This window comes from Parvibaculum sp. MBR-TMA-1.3b-4.2 (assembly GCF_053628815.1).
The window spans coordinates 792447-807545 of sequence record NZ_JBRJHC010000001.1; the positions used below are offsets into that span (position 1 = coordinate 792447).

Sequence of the window (15099 nt, forward strand, 5' to 3'; positions counted from 1 at the left end):
GGGTTAAGCGTGGCTAAATTCTTCGCTGTCCTCTTCGGCGGTGCCGTCAGCCGGGATTTCCGCCTGAGGCTCCTTGGACGCCACTTCCTCAAGCTGCTCCAGCGCCACCGCCTCGACAGCTTGCCGGTTCCACATAGCCGCATAAACACCGCCCCGAGCCAGCAGATCGTCGTGGCTACCCCTCTCCGCGATCTCGCCGCGTTCCAGCACGATAATCTCGTCGGCATCGACGACTGTGGACAACCGATGGGCGATGATGACGCTTGTCCGGTCCTGAGAAACGGCCTTGAGCGCAGACTGGATCTCTCGTTCGGTGTGGGTGTCCAGCGCAGAGGTCGCCTCGTCGAGAATGAGGATTGGCGGATTCTTCAGAATGGTTCGGGCGATCGCGACGCGCTGCTTCTCGCCGCCCGACAGCTTCAGCCCGCGTTCACCCACCATGGTGTCGTACCCCTTGGGCAGTGCCGCGATGAAATCGGCGATCTGCGCGTGGGCGGCAGCTGCCTCTATGTCTTCGGCGGCCGCTTCAGGGCGTCCATACCGGATATTGTAACGAATGGTGTCGTTGAACAGGACCGTATCCTGCGGAACCATTCCGATAGCCGCGCGCAGCGAATCCTGTCGTACATCGCGGATATCCTGACCGTCGATCAGCACACGGCCTTTCTGGATATCGTAGAAGCGATAGAGAATGCGCGAGATGGTGGACTTGCCCGCCCCGGAATGTCCGACAATGGCCAATGTGCCGCCCGCGGGAACGCGGAACGAAATGCCGCGTAGAATTTCACGATCCGGGTCATAGGCGAAGTGAACGTCTTCAAAGACAATCTCCCCGCCCCCGACTTTAAGCTCGGTCGCATCCTCACTGTCGGATATCTCGGGCGGCACGGACATCAGGTCGAACATGGTTTCCATGTCGATCAGCGCCTGGCGAATTTCCCGATAGACGGTGCCCAGCATATTCAGCGGCTGGTAGAGCTGGATCAGATAGGCATTCACCATCACGAAATCGCCAACCGTCATGGTGCCGTTCGCAATCCCCTGCCCGGCCATCAGCATCAGCACAGTGAGACCGCTGGAAAAGATCAGGGCCTGCCCAGCATTCAGCATGGAAAGCGAAGTGGTGGTCTTTACCGCCGCGCGCTCATAGCCCGCCATCGCCTTGTCGAAGCGGCGGGCCTCATGATCCTCATTACCGAAATATTTGACCGTCTCGAAATTGAGGAGGCTATCGACTGCCTTGGTATTGGCTTCGGTATCGAGATCGTTCATCTCCCGGCGAAAACGGGTCCGCCATTCGGTCACGGCGAATGTAAAGACAATATACACCGCAACGGTGATGGCGGTCACGATTGCGAACCAGATGTCGAAGGCCCAGGCGAGAATACCGCAGACCAGGAACAGTTCGACAATGGTCGGTACGATGTTGAAGAGCGTGAAGCGCAGCAGAAAGTCTATACCCTTGGTGCCGCGCTCGATGACACGCGACAGGCCGCCCGTGCGCCGCTCTAGATGGAAACGCAACGAGAGCGCATGCAGATGGCGGAAGGTCTCCACCGCCAGTTCGCGCACGGCGTTCTGCCCCACCTGCGCAAAGATTCCGTCTCGAAGCTGGGCCAGTGCCACCATCATGATCCGGCCCACGCCATAGGCGACGATCAGCATGACGGGCACCGCCACGGCGACGGCCGCCGTCCCTTCCGGCGAGAGCGTATCCACGGCCATTTTGTAGAGAACCGGCACATAGACCGTGATGGCCTTGGCGGCGAAAAGAGCCAGCAGGGCAAATGCGATGCGCAGGCGGAAATCCGGGCGGTGCTTCGGCCAAAGACGCGGCAGCAGGGAGAGCAAGGTCTCCAGGGGGCGCCGGTCCCGGTTCCCGGGTTTCCCCGTCACCGGGTTCACTTCGGTGCCGTCGGCAACTCTGGAATGGTGTGGCGACATGGCGTGACAATCCTTGCTTTCAGCCTCTCGCGCAAGCCTGCAGCGCGAAGACAGCGGAAAGCGTTAAACAAATGCGCCCCGCCCGGCCACCGGCATAGCCGGGCCGTTCGGGGCTCATCAGTCCCTTAGATAAGGGTTATCAGGGCGTAGGCAAGTCCGCGTTTGAGGGCGCGGCTCCCGGCGTATCGAATATCTGGCCGGGGTAGATCAGGTTGGGGTCCCGGATCTGCCCCTTATTGGCCTTGTAGATCAGCGTGTAGCGGAAGCCGGAGCCATAAAGCTTGCGGGCGATGCTCCACAGATTGTTGCCGGGCTGGATGACGACCTGTCCCGCCTTGAGAGCCGCGACCACATCTTCCGGTCGGCCGCGCTGGAACGGCACCTCCACACGGGCGAACACATTTCCGTCTGCGCCGATCTGGTCCACACGCAAGGCGTATTTACCCGGTGCAAGCTCGACGGAGGGACGCAATTCCCAGCGTCCATCGTCGCCGGCCACCGCCTCGCCCAGCGCGTAAGCCCCTGCATAGATGCGCAAGGTGGCGCCGGGTTTCGCACGGCCGGAAATGATGAGATTGCCGTTCTCGTCATAGTCCACGGTTTCGAGCACAAGCTCGCCCGACGCGGACGCCACACCGGGTCCCTGCAGCACCTTGCTCGCCTCGCCGGGCTCGCTCATGACGACCAGCGCCTGTTCGTCGGCGGATTCCGGCACGGAAACGGAGACCACCTGAACGGAATTCTTTTCGCTGCCATCGGGATTGCGCGCAGTCAGCGTGATCTGGATATCGCCGGACTTGAGCGGCTGGTCGAGAATGGCGACCCAATCGCCATTGTCGTCCGCCTTGGCCGTGGCGACCACTTCGCCATTGGCCTTCACCTCTACGTTCGCCCCCGGCAGGGCGCGGCCCGCCGCAACGGTCGATCCGTCCTTATCCACGCGCACGACCGAGAAGGTCGGCACGGAGGGATCTTCCGCCTTTTCCGTGGACGCCGTCGTCTCCTGCTCCGCCGTCGCGGGTTCCGTCACCGCAGTGGCCTCGGCCGGCTTTTCCACCTCGCCTTCATAGAAGAAGAAATAGTATCCGCCTGCCAAAAGCAGCACGGCGAGGATCACCCCGCCCGCTATTACCCCCAAACGCATGAGACACCCTCTTTTCGATTCGATACCCAGCCGTCCCCCGGCGAGCTTCCGCGGAAGCCGGAACGAACCCTAGCCCATTGAAAGCGCGCCCGCTATTCCGCCCCCACTATGCGGACATATTTCATTAGCTTGCAATCACGGCACCAATATGAATTCTGCATTGCAGCACTGTGCCCGAACGTGCACAGATTCAGTAGGTTAATGCCCCGCTTTTCCTGTCCCGAGGACCGTCATGAAGGTGTCCAATGTCTGCGTCTATTGCGGTTCTTCCATCGGGAATGAGCCGGCTTTCGAAGAAGCTGCGGACCGGTTCGGCCAGATCCTCGCCCGCTCCGGCGTCGGACTGGTATATGGTGGAGGAGGTATCGGGCTCATGGGGGTTATCGCACGCGCGGTTCTGCGCGACGGGGGGCATGTCACAGGTATCATCCCCGAATTCCTCCAGAAGCGTGAAATCCGGTTCGACGAGGTCAGCCAATTGATCGTCACCGAGACCATGCATGAACGAAAGCAAAGGATGTTCGAGATGTCGGACGCTTTTGTCGCGCTGCCGGGGGGCATCGGCACGCTGGAAGAAACGGTGGAAATGATGACCTGGGCGCAGCTCGAACGCCACACCCATCCGATCGTTCTGGCCAATCTGCAGGGGTTCTGGGATCCACTGGTGGAACTGTTCGATCATTTCATCGACCGCAAGTTTACCGGTTCCAATCTCCGCTCGCTCTATTCGGTCGTGGACAAGGTAGAAGACGTTCTTCCGCGCATAGAGGCCGCCCTGTGATGCGAGGCGGGCGGACCGCATTCTTTACCGGGGACGGCAGGCTCGGGAACCAGATGTTCCAGGCGGCCTTTCTCGATCACGTTCTGTCCGACGGCGATACCATTATTTGCCGGGGCATGGAGGATTTTCTCGAGGGGTTCGACTGGCCGCGCTTTCGCGTCAGGAATACGCGCGACCGCGAAGAAACCAGAATGGCGAAGCGACTGCTCAGATCGCTTGGGCAAACGCTGGTTTCCTTGCGGCTCTTCGACGGATACGAGCAACGGCGCGAAGTCTTTACCGTCGAGACCGGCTCGTTCAGGCTGCGCGGATCGGAAATCACGCTCAGCCACGGATTGCTCGACAAGTATATGTATGTCGGCAAGGGTTATTTTCAGGCGGCCCAACTGGCCGCCGATGCGAGCTTCCGGCTCAAGCCCGAACACCGGAAAACCGCCGCTGAATTTCTGGCCCGGTTGCCGGACGGCCCCAAGGCCTTCATTCACATCCGCCGCGGTGATTACCGGCGTTGGAAGATCTTCGGCCGGTCACCGCTTCTGGATCTCGACTATTTCCGCCGGGGAAAACGGGAGATCGAAACCGCCGCCGCCGGTACGCAATTCATCGTGTTGAGCGACGAGCCGGACGCCGTGACGGATATATTGTCCGAACCCGATACGCATCTCTTTACCGGACAAAATGTCTATGAAGATTTCGGCCTGATGACGCTTTGCGATGGCGGAGTGGTTTCCAATAGTACGCTCAGCTGGTGGGGCGGTTTCTTCTCCGACCGCAGCCTGCCCGTGATCGCCCCGCAAGGATGGCTCGGCTTCACGGTGGGCATCGAGTATCCCGTCGGCATCGTCGCGCCGTGGATGACCCCTATCGAAGCGCAGCCGCAGCCATGATCGTTCTTTCTCCATCAGTCGTTCTTGCATGGTTGAAGACGCGCCTTGGTGGCGCGCCGCAGTCCCTCGCCTTCGCACGCCTCATGCAAGACGGCGTCGCCACTTCGCCCAAGGGGCTTACCTGCCGGGGCAAGGACGATGGCGGCGGCGCTCAGGTTCACGCCGTTATTTCCGCTCTGGCACTCGCGCGGGCGACAGGGCTTACCTATTACCATTCCCCGTTCCGCTCCATTGCTCATGCCGAGGGGAACGAAGCCGAATGGGCGGAAAGTTGGGAGACCTTCTTCAATCTCGGTCACGGAGAGAAGCGGCTGAGATCGGAGCAAGACGCAAAGTGTGTGCCGATCAAGCGCTTTCTCAAATCGCCCTCGCTCTGGCGTGGCGGCGACCTGATCGCGGAGGCCGAACATTTCACCGGCTTCACCGATGCCGATGTCGAGGCCCTTGCCGCCGTCCTTCCCGATGTCCGACGGAAATATGCCCTGTCGGATAAATCCGCACTTACGCTCCATCGCGACCCCGGCACACTCACCATGAATGTCCACGTCCGGCGCGGCGACGTTTCAGCCGACCATCCGCATCACAGCAACCGTTTTACCGGCGATGAGGCGATCCTGGAGACCGTTCGCAGCGCGCGACAGGCCGCTGAAACTCAAGGCCTCGTCCTTTCGGTGAACGTCTGGTCGCAAGGCGACCGCGCCGACTTCCTCGCATATGAGGAGGCTGGTTGCCGCCTCTTTCTGGATACGGACATTTTCGAGACCATCCATAATCTCGCGCAGTCGGATATCCTTCTCATGGCAAAGAGTTCACTCAGCTTCGTCGCCGCGCTGCTGAATGACGGCATTTGCCTCTACGAAGGGTTCTGGCACCCGCCATTGCCGCACTGGATCCAGCTTCAGGACCCGGCAAGCAGCAGCACGGCATTGCGCGACGCGCTTGCCGTCAGCACCCGATCCAAACCGGCAGGCTAAGGTCAGCTCCGCACTTTTTCCTTGCGGCTGTGCTGGGTCGGCAGAGGCGCACCGTCGCGGAGCAGCTTGTAGGTGATGCTGTCGCTAAGTGCCTGGAAAGAGGCGTCGACGATATTGGGCGAGACGCCCACCGTGAACCAACGCAGCCCGTCGCCATCCACGCTTTCGATCATCACACGGGTCACGGCTTCCGTGCCGCTCGTCAGGATACGGACCTTGAAGTCGGCGAGACGCAAATCCTCGATAAAGGGCTGGTATTTGCCGAGATCCTTGCGCAGTGCCTGATCGAGCGCATTGACCGGGCCGTTGCCTTCACCGGCAGAGAAGAGCACTTCGCCATCCACATGCATCTTCACCGTGGCTTCCGAGATGGTCACAAGATCGCCTACCGCATTGTAGCGGCGTTCCACCATCACGCGGAAAGACTCCACATTGAAGAACTCAGGCACCTGACCGAGGATGCGCCGCGCCAGCAGCTCGAAAGAGGCTTCCGCGCCATCATAGGAATAGCCGAGGAATTCGCGTTCCTTCACCTCGTCCAGAAGGCGCTGGATCTTCGTGTCCTTGGGGTCGACCTCGATCCCCGCTTCTTCCAGGCGCGCCAGGATGTTCGACCGGCCAGCCTGATCGGACACAGCGATCTTGCGCTTGTTGCCGACGGATTCCGGCGGCACATGCTCATAGGTGCGCGGGTCCTTCAGCAGCGCGGATACATGGATGCCCGCCTTGGAGGCAAAGGCGCTTTCGCCGACATAGGGTGCATAGCGATCCGGGGCGCGGTTCAGTATTTCGTCAAGCGTGCGCGAGACGTGGGTGATCTGCTTCAACTGGTCGAGCGTCACACCGATTTCGAAACGGCCGGCAAACTCCGGCTTCAGCAGAAGCGTCGGGATCAGCGACACCATATTCGCATTGCCGCAGCGCTCGCCGAGCCCGTTCAGCGTCCCCTGCACCTGACGTACACCTGCCCGGATCGCAGCCAGCGAGTTGGCCACCGCGTTTTCCGTATCGTTATGTGCATGGATACCGAGCCGGTCGCCCGGCACGCCCGCGGCAATCAGCGCGGTCACGATGGCTTCGACCTCTGAGGGCAATGTACCGCCATTGGTGTCGCAAAGAACAGCCCAGCGCGCGCCGGCATCCAGCGCCGTCTTCACGCAGGCCGTTGCATAGTCGGGATTGGCCTTGTAGCCGTCGAAGAAATGCTCGCAATCGATCATCGCCTCGCGATCATGCGCGATGATCGCTTCCACGCTCTCGCGAACGCTGTCGAGGTTCTCCTCGTTGGAAATGCCAAGTGCGACTTCCACATGGAAATCCCAACTCTTGGCGACGAGGCAGACGGCGTCGGCCGTGGAATCGAGGATGGCGGCAAGCCCGGGATCGTTGGAGGCGCTGCGCCCTGCCCGCTTGGTCATGCCGAAGGCGGTGAAGGTGGCACGCTTCAACGCCGGCTTGTCGCCCAAAAAAGCCGTGTCGGTGGGATTGGCGCCGGGATAGCCGCCTTCCACGTAGTCGATGCCCAGCTCGTCCAGCAGGGTCGCAATCAGCCGCTTGTCCTCGACGGAGAAATCCACGCCCGTGGTCTGCGCGCCATCGCGCAGCGTGGTGTCGAAGAGGTAGAGCCGTTCTTTCGTCGTCACGTTCATCTTTTCGCTTCCGCTCGCGGCGCCTCCCGAAAGGAGACGCAGAGAAAATACCGATGCCACCGCCGCGGCCGGACCATTTACAGCAAAGGAAGATTAAGACGTGCTTGTACGGCGGCGGCGGAGCTATGTCAGCCGCTAATAATGAGACCCTGAATAATGCGGAACTCGGCCATTGCCGGTCCTCTCATCTGCCGTTACACCCGGCCCGAAAATCAGGCCTTTTTACCGCGAAGCCGGGCCTCGGCCCGCTCGCGCCCGATCAGAGGTAGCAGGTTTTTCAGCTCGGGTCCATGGTCCAGGCCCGTAAGTGCCTGACGAAGCGGCATGAATAGCGCCTTGCCCTTGGCCCCCGTCTCCGCCTTCACGATGTCCGTCCATGCCTTCCATGTGGTTTCGTCCCATGGCCCGTCCGGCAGGAGGTCCGCCGCCCTGGAGGCGAAAATGGGGTCCTCTATCGCCGGGGCCACCGGCCCTTCGGCGATACGGGCCCAGTCCGCCGCCTCGGCAAAGCGGGTGAGATTGGGCCGGACAGCCGCCCAGAAGTCGGGCCCGAGGTCGCAATCGAGCGCCAGAAGGCGCTCCTTCACCTCGTCATATTCCAGCATGTGGAGCGTACCGGCATTCGCCTTGTCCAGTTCGGTCAGGTCGAAGCGGATATCGGACCGCCCAAGCCGGGCGACATCGAAGCTCTTGGCCAAATGGTCGAGCGAGAGCGTCGCCTCCACGGGGTCGGGCGTGCCGAGGCGCGCCAGCAACGCATTGAGCGCCATGGGCTCGACGCCATGCTCGCGCAGTGCCATCAGCGAAAAATCCGCCGCATCGTCACGCTTGGACAGCGGCTTGCCTTCCGGGCCCTGCAGCATGGAATGATGCGCGAAGACCGGCACCTTTCCGCCCAGCGCGCGAAAGAGCTGCACCTGCACGCCGGTATTCGTCACATGGTCGGCGCCACGAATGATGTGGGTGATGCCGAAGTCGATATCGTCCACGATCGAGGGCAGCGTGTAGAGATAGCGCCCGTCGCCGCGGATCAGCACAGGATCGGATACCGAGGCGCAATCCACTTTCGTCTCGCCGAAAATGAGGTCCGCGAAGGTCGTGACTTCCTGCTTTAGCCTGAAGCGCCAATGGGGCTTGCGCCCTTCCGCTTCCAGTTTTGCCTTCTCCTCGTCACTGAGAGAGAGCGCCGCCCTGTCATAAACAGGCGGCAGGCCGCGCCGGGCCTGCAGCTTGCGCTTCATCTCCAGCTCTTCGGGTGTTTCGTAGCAGGGATAAAGCAGCCCTTCCGCCTTCAGCCTCTCCGCCGCCTTGTCGTACTCAGCCATGCGGTTCGACTGACGGTCGAGGATATCGTGCACAAGGCCGAGCCAGCCGAGGTCCTCGACGATGCCATGCGCATATTCTTCGGTAGACCGCTCGTCGTCGGTGTCGTCGAGGCGGAGCATGAACTTGCCCCCGGCCTTCCTCGCGAAAAGCCAGTTGAAGAGCGCCGTGCGCGCATTGCCCACATGAAGGCGGCCTGTGGGGCTCGGTGCGAAGCGAACGATGACTTCAGTCGACATCGCGGAACCCGTTGGTGATCGGATAGCGGCGGTCGCGGCCGAAATTGCGAGAGGAAAGTTTCACGCCCGGTGCGGCCTGACGGCGCTTGTATTCCGAAACGAAAACCAGATTTTCCACCCGGTGCACGAGCGCACGGTCATGCCCTCGCGCGACAATGTCGTGCACCGGCATCTCATGCTCGACCAGACATTCGAGAATGTCGTCCAGCACCTCATAGGGTGGCAGGCTGTCCTCGTCCTTCTGGTCGGGACGCAGCTCCGCGCTTGGCGGCTTGGTGATGATCCGCTCGGGGATCACCTCGCCTTCCGGCCCGAGCACACCCTTGGGCATGTGTTCGTTGCGCCATGCGGCGAGTTTGAAGACACGGCTCTTGTAGAGATCCTTGATCGGATTGAAGCCGCCATTCATGTCGCCATAGAGCGTGGCGTAACCGGCGGAGACTTCCGACTTGTTGCCCGTGGTCAGCAGCATGGAGCCGAATTTGTTCGAGATCGCCATCAGGATGAGGCCGCGCGAGCGCGACTGGATATTCTCTTCCGTCGTGTCGGACTGCGTGTTCTCGAACATCTTTTCCAGCGCATTGGTGAAGCCGACCACCGGCTCCTCGATGGGCACGATGTCGTAGCGCACGCCCAGCGCCTTGGCGCAGGCTTCCGCATCTTCGAGGCTTTCGGACGAGGTGTAGCGATAAGGCAGCATGACGCAGTGGACGTTTTCCGCGCCCAGCGCATCGACGGCCAGCGCGGCCACGAGCGCACTGTCGATACCGCCGGACAGCCCCAGCACCACACCGGGGAAATGGTTCTTCTTCACATAGTCGCGAAGCCCGCGCACGGTGGCGAGATAGATAGCCTCGTCGCCTTCCGGCACCTCCGCGCACTCTCCCTTCGCACAGACCCAGCCATGCGGCTCGCGCGTCCAGTCGGTGACGAGGATTTCCTGTTCCCACGCCCGCATCTGGACGGCAAGCGAGAGATCCGCATTCAGCACGAAGGAACCGCCATCGAATACAAGCTCGTCCTGCCCGCCGATCTGGTTCAGATAGGCCATCGGCAGGCCGCTTTCCTGAATGCGCCGGACGGCAAGCTGCATGCGGGCGTCGAATTTGTCGAAATCATAGGGAGAGCCGTTCGGCACGAGCAGCATCTCCGCGCCCGTCTCCTCCAGACACTCCACGACGTCCGGGTACCAGATGTCTTCGCAGACCGGCACCCCCACACGCACACCGCGAATGTCGATCGGTCCCGGCAGCGGGCCCTCGTCGAAGACGCGGGGCTCGTCGAACACGCCGTAATTGGGCAGTCGCACCTTGTAGCGATGAGCCTGAACCTCCCCCTTATCGAGATAGAGGACGGCATTGTAGAGCTTGTCTTCTTCCTTCCATGGCGCGCCGATCAGCACGGCCGGGCCTCCGTCCGCCGTCTGCTCGGCAAGCTGGATGACGGCCTCCCGCGCCCGGCGCTGGAAAGCGGGACGCAGCACCAGATCCTCGGGCGGATAGCCGGCAATGAAGAGCTCCGGAAAGACGACCAGATCCGCTCCCGCCAGTTCAGCTTCGCGGCGGGCCTCGATCGCCTTTTCCAGATTGCCCTTTATGTCGCCCACCGTGGGGTTGAGCTGGGCGAGCGCAATACGCAACCGGTCGGTCATGGAGTTATTTTCCGGGAGATATGTTCCAATTGAGCATTAGTGCTGTTCTAGCGCCGGATGCGCCTGCGGACAATAGGGCCCTTGCCCCGATTCTGACATTCGAATGTGCAGGCTTTTTCAACCTCGCGCATGGGCGGGGGCTTTCATCTTGTCTAAGCTCCCGCATCGAAAATCTTCAGGGAGGACAAGAACATGCCCAATACGTCCCAAGCCAACCGACAAATCCTGCTGGCCGAGACGCCGGAGGGAAAGCTTGCCGAGAGCAATTTTCAGCTTCGCGAAGGCAGCATGCCCGAGGCAGGCGAAGGAGAACTTCTGCTGAAAACGCGGATCGTCTCGCTCGACGCCGCCAACCGGGCCTGGATGCAGGGTGCCACCTATCGCTCGGCGGTGGATGCCGGCACGGTGATGGCGGGCGGCGCCATCGCTGAAGTCGTTCAGTCGGGCACGGTGGATTTCAAGCCCGGCGATCTGGTTTTCGCCGACACAGGCTGGCAGGAATATTCGGCCGTACCGGCCAAGACCGCTCAGAAACTCGAACCGCGCGAGCCGCTCTCCTATCTCCTCAGCGTTTACGGCATTGCCGGCCTCACCGCCTATTTCGGCCTTTTGAAAATCGGCGACCCGAAGCCGGGCGAAACGGTGGCCGTTTCCGCCGCCGCCGGGTCGGTCGGGTCGATTGTGGGGCAGATCGCCAAGATCAAGGGCTGCAAGGTCATCGGCATCGCGGGCGGCAAGGAGAAGTGCAAGCTGTTGACCGACGAACTCGGTTTCGACGCGGCCGTGGACTACAAATCCGAACCCGTTCACAAGGCGCTGAAGGCGGTGGCGCCGGACGGCATCGATGTCTATTTCGACAATGTCGGCGGAGACATTCTGGAAGCGGCCCTTTTCCGCATGAACCAGAATGGTCGCATCGCCTGCTGCGGGGCAGTCTCGCAGTATGACGGGACCCCGCCCGCGCATGGACCGCGTGGCGTGCCGGGGCTCATCGTCACCAAACGGCTGAAAGTCCAGGGTTTCATCGTCTCCGACTTCTATGCGGAGCGTGAAAAGGCGCTGAAAGACCTTGAAGGCTGGGTCCAGGACGGCTCGCTCAAGGTGAAAGAGGACATTCTTGAGGGCCTCGAAACGCTGCCCAAGGCCCTGATCGGGCTGCTGGCCGGCGAAAATGTGGGCAAACGCATGGTCCGCGTCGCCTGAGATTACAAATTTTTTATCCGCCTGCGCCCTGCGACGGAGAATCGTGAGCTATGCGTATTATATGGAAACGGGGTACTCGCGCTTTTAGTACGGTCAGGCAGATATGGGCTATGAAGGCGACGGCGGCAGGCCGTCCTCATCCGGGGAAACGAGCGAGCGCTCGTTCCCCGGACGTATTTTTTCGATGCTTCCGTCATGGTTGAAAGCTGGATGGGTCAAGGTTGCATCCTTGACGGCCATCCTCCTTCTGGCCCTCTGGTTCGGTTATCAGAGCCTTTTCGGCAGCAGCGATACGGCGAGCTATCAGACCGTCACCGTTACGCGCGGCAATATCGAACAGACCGTCACGGCGCTGGGGTCGATCCAGCCCAAGGACTATGTGGATGTCGGCGCGCAGGTCTCCGGCCAGTTGCAGAAGGTCTATGTCGAGATCGGCGACACGGTGAAGAAAGGTCAGCTCCTCGCCGAGATCGACCCTTCGGTCTATGAATCCCAGGTGGAAGCCGCCCAGGCCGGGCTTGCCAAACTGCAGGCCCAGCTTCAGGGCGAAGAAGCCACGTATGAGTTCAAGAAGATCCAGTATCGCCGCTACCTGAACCTGCGGAAGCAGAATGCGGTATCGCAGGACACGCTGGATCAGGCGCGCGCGGAGATGAAGCAAAGCGCGGCGCAGATCGCATCCTACAAGGCGCAGATCGACCAGCAGAAATCGACCCTCAAAGGGGACGAGGCCAATCTGGGCTACACGAAAATTTTTGCCCCGATGAGCGGCACCGTGGTGTCGCAGACGACACTGGAAGGCCAGACCGTCGTGTCTTCCCAGTCTGCGACGGAAATCATGACCATCTCGAACCTCGACACGATGACGGTCGAGGCCGAGGTCGCGGAAGCCGATGTGAACAAGCTCAAAGTGGGCATGCCGGTCTATTTCACTACGCTGGGCATGAGCGGCACGAGGTGGCGCTCCACCGTGCGCCAGATCAAGCCGACGCCCACGACGGAAAACGATGTGGTGCTCTATACGGTGCTCATCGACATTCCGAACCCCGAACGCAAGCTGATGATCGACATGACCGCGCAGGTCTTCTTCCTGCTCGGCGAGGCAAAAGACACGCTCATGGTCCCGGTAAATGCCGTAAAGACCGACGCAAACGGCAATACCTATGTGATGGTCATGCGGAACGGACAGCCGGAAAAACAGGCGGTCGAAGCCGGCCTCAAGAACCGCATCAACATCCAGATCAAGAGCGGGCTGACGGAAGGCGACAAGGTCGTGACCGGAACCCTCGGTGCGACATCGGGCAATGGGTCGGGCCGACGCCGGCCCGGCTTCCTGTGAGGGGGCCATCATGACCCAGCACACCCCCCGGCCCCTCATCGAACTGGACGAGGTCTCCAAGGTCTATCAGACCGGCGGCGCGGAAGTGCGCGCACTGGACGCCATCTCGCTTACCATCCATGAAGGCGAATATGTCGCCATCATGGGCCAGTCCGGCTCCGGCAAATCGACGCTGATGAATATTCTCGGCTGTCTCGACCGGCCGAGCGAGGGCATTTACAGCGTGCGCGGCACGAATATCGCCGACCTCACATCCGACGAACTCGCCAATCTGCGACGCAACGAATTCGGGTTCGTCTTTCAACGCTATAATCTGCTCGCCACCATGACAGCGGCGGAGAATGTGGAGCTGCCGGCCATCTATGCCGGGCTTTCGCAGGAAGCCCGCCGCAGCCGCTCCATGGAGCTGCTGGACCGGCTCGGCATGGGCAATCGCGCAAAGCACCGTCCGACCGAGCTTTCGGGCGGCCAGCAGCAGCGCGTCTCCATCGCACGGGCGCTGATGAACGATGCCAATGTGGTGCTGGCCGACGAGCCGACCGGCGCGCTGGATACCAAAAGCGGCGCGGAGGTGCTCCAGGTCCTCGACCAGCTCAATCGCGACGGGCGCACGGTAATCCTCATCACCCATGAAGCGGAAGTGGCAGCGCACGCGCACCGCCAGATCGTCATCAGCGACGGCCGGATCGTCTCCGACAGCGGCACGGCGGACAGGACGGGCCCCGAACAGGCAGGTGTCGTGCGCGATCACGGGCATCTGGCCCTCGGGGCGGAAGTCAGCGAAGCGGTGAAAATGGCCATCCGCTCGCTGCGCGCCAATATCTTCCGCACCGCGCTCACCCTGCTCGGCGTGGTGATCGGCGTGGCGGCGGTCGTCACCATGCTCGCCATCGGCGACGGCAGCAAAGCCAATATCCTGCAAAGCATGCAGTCGATGGGCACCAATCTTCTGCTGGTCAGGCCCGGCGCACCGGGTATGAGATCGTCCGGCGATGTCGCAACGCTGGTACCCGCCGACGCGGAGGCCATAGAGCAGCGTATCTCCAATGTCGTCGCGGTGGCGCCTGAGCGCAGCGGCAGCCAGACCGTCCGCTTCGGCAATGTGGATTATCGCACGCAGATACTGGGCACCTGGCCATCCTATACCCGGGTGCGCGACTGGACCGCCTCGCAAGGCGCTTATTTCAGCGAGGCCGACCTCAACAGCTATGCGCCCGTTGCAGTTCTCGGGCGGACGGTTGTCGACAATCTTTTCCCCCATGGCGAGAACCCGGTCGGCAAATATGTGCTGATCGGCAATATCCCCTTCGAGGTGATCGGCGTGATGGAGGCCAAGGGCGCTTCGTCCTTCGGACGCGATCAGGATGACGTTGTCTTCGTCCCGATCACTACTGGCTTCATGCGCCTCTTCGGCCAGCAATATGCAAACTCGATCAATGTGAAGGTGTCCGACGCCAAGCTGGTCGACCAGACGGAAGCGAACATCAAGCAGCTTCTTCTCGCCCGCCATCAGACGGAGGATTTCCAGATCCGCAATACCGCCTCCATGCTGGAAACGATGGAGAGCATGACGACCACGCTGACGATCCTTCTGGGATCGGTGGCGGGCATCTCCCTTCTCGTAGGCGGTATCGGCGTGATGAACATCATGCTCGTCAATGTGACCGAGCGGACGCGCGAAATCGGCCTGCGCATGGCGACCGGCGCACGGATGAGCAACATCCTGCTGCAATTCAACACCGAGGCGCTGGTGGTATGCGGCGTGGGCGGGCTGATCGGTGTGATGCTGGGCATCGGCACGGGGCTCGGCCTCGGGTCTCTTGGCCTGAATATCGCCATCAACCCGACGCCCTCCCTCCTCGCGTTCAGCTGCGCGTTCATGACAGGGCTCATCTTCGGCTACCTGCCCGCCCGCAAGGCCGCGCTTCTCGACCCCGTCGTCGCGCTGTCATCGGAATAGGAGCG

Annotated in this window: 11 protein-coding genes; 6 read left to right on the top strand and 5 right to left on the bottom strand. The window is 61.5% G+C overall.

All coding sequences use genetic code 11. From position 1 onward, the window contains the following. Positions 1-3: 3 nt before the first annotated feature. The gene (locus tag ACSSVQ_RS03970; protein ID WP_454180922.1) at positions 4-1944 is read right to left on the bottom strand and encodes an ABCB family ABC transporter ATP-binding protein/permease; all 1941 of its coding nucleotides are present in this window, start codon (positions 1942-1944) and stop codon (positions 4-6) included. 139 nt (positions 1945-2083) lie between these two features. Further along, a complete protein-coding gene (locus ACSSVQ_RS03975; protein ID WP_454180923.1) occupies positions 2084-3088 on the bottom strand; it encodes an Ig-like domain-containing protein in 1005 nt (334 codons plus the stop codon). A 232-nt stretch (positions 3089-3320) separates the two neighbouring features. Between ACSSVQ_RS03975 and ACSSVQ_RS03980 the strand changes: the two genes are divergently transcribed. The 3 genes from ACSSVQ_RS03980 to ACSSVQ_RS03990 are packed head-to-tail and all read left to right on the top strand — an operon-like array spanning position 3321 to position 5730. Beyond that, a complete protein-coding gene (locus tag ACSSVQ_RS03980; RefSeq protein WP_339614331.1) occupies positions 3321-3869 on the top strand; it encodes an LOG family protein in 549 nt (182 codons plus the stop codon). Positions 3870-3922: 53 nt separating this feature from the next. Beyond that, positions 3923-4756 (top strand): alpha-1,2-fucosyltransferase, encoded by an 834-nt coding sequence (locus ACSSVQ_RS03985; RefSeq protein ID WP_454180924.1) that lies wholly within the window; start codon positions 3923-3925, stop codon positions 4754-4756. Continuing rightward, positions 4753-5730 (top strand): hypothetical protein, encoded by a 978-nt coding sequence (locus ACSSVQ_RS03990; protein ID WP_454180925.1) that lies wholly within the window; start codon positions 4753-4755, stop codon positions 5728-5730. The genes ACSSVQ_RS03985 and ACSSVQ_RS03990 overlap by 4 nt, the downstream gene beginning before the upstream one ends. Before the next feature lie 2 nt (positions 5731-5732). Here the strand turns inward: ACSSVQ_RS03990 and cimA are convergent, their stop codons facing one another. From cimA to ACSSVQ_RS04005, 3 genes are all read right to left on the bottom strand, one after another. Beyond that, entirely contained in the window at positions 5733-7379 is a 1647-nt protein-coding gene (cimA, locus tag ACSSVQ_RS03995) for a citramalate synthase (RefSeq protein ID WP_454180926.1), read from the bottom strand. Positions 7380-7591: 212 nt separating this feature from the next. Continuing rightward, positions 7592-8941, bottom strand: coding sequence for a glutamate--tRNA ligase (gltX, locus tag ACSSVQ_RS04000; protein ID WP_454180927.1), 1350 nt, complete (start codon positions 8939-8941; stop codon positions 7592-7594). Continuing rightward, the gene (locus ACSSVQ_RS04005; RefSeq protein ID WP_454180928.1) at positions 8931-10592 is read right to left on the bottom strand and encodes an NAD+ synthase; all 1662 of its coding nucleotides are present in this window, start codon (positions 10590-10592) and stop codon (positions 8931-8933) included. The genes gltX and ACSSVQ_RS04005 overlap by 11 nt, the downstream gene beginning before the upstream one ends. 192 nt (positions 10593-10784) lie before the next feature. On the opposite strand from ACSSVQ_RS04005, the gene ACSSVQ_RS04010 reads away from it, so the two are divergent. From ACSSVQ_RS04010 to ACSSVQ_RS04020, 3 genes are all read left to right on the top strand, one after another. Next, on the top strand, positions 10785-11795 hold the full coding sequence (locus tag ACSSVQ_RS04010) for an NADP-dependent oxidoreductase (protein WP_454180929.1): 1011 nt from the start codon (positions 10785-10787) through the stop codon (positions 11793-11795). Between the two features lie 229 nt (positions 11796-12024). Beyond that, on the top strand, positions 12025-13134 hold the full coding sequence (locus ACSSVQ_RS04015) for an efflux RND transporter periplasmic adaptor subunit (RefSeq protein WP_454180930.1): 1110 nt from the start codon (positions 12025-12027) through the stop codon (positions 13132-13134). Between the two features lie 10 nt (positions 13135-13144). Next, the gene (locus tag ACSSVQ_RS04020; protein ID WP_454180931.1) at positions 13145-15094 is read left to right on the top strand and encodes a MacB family efflux pump subunit; all 1950 of its coding nucleotides are present in this window, start codon (positions 13145-13147) and stop codon (positions 15092-15094) included. The last annotated feature ends 5 nt before the right edge of the window (positions 15095-15099 follow it).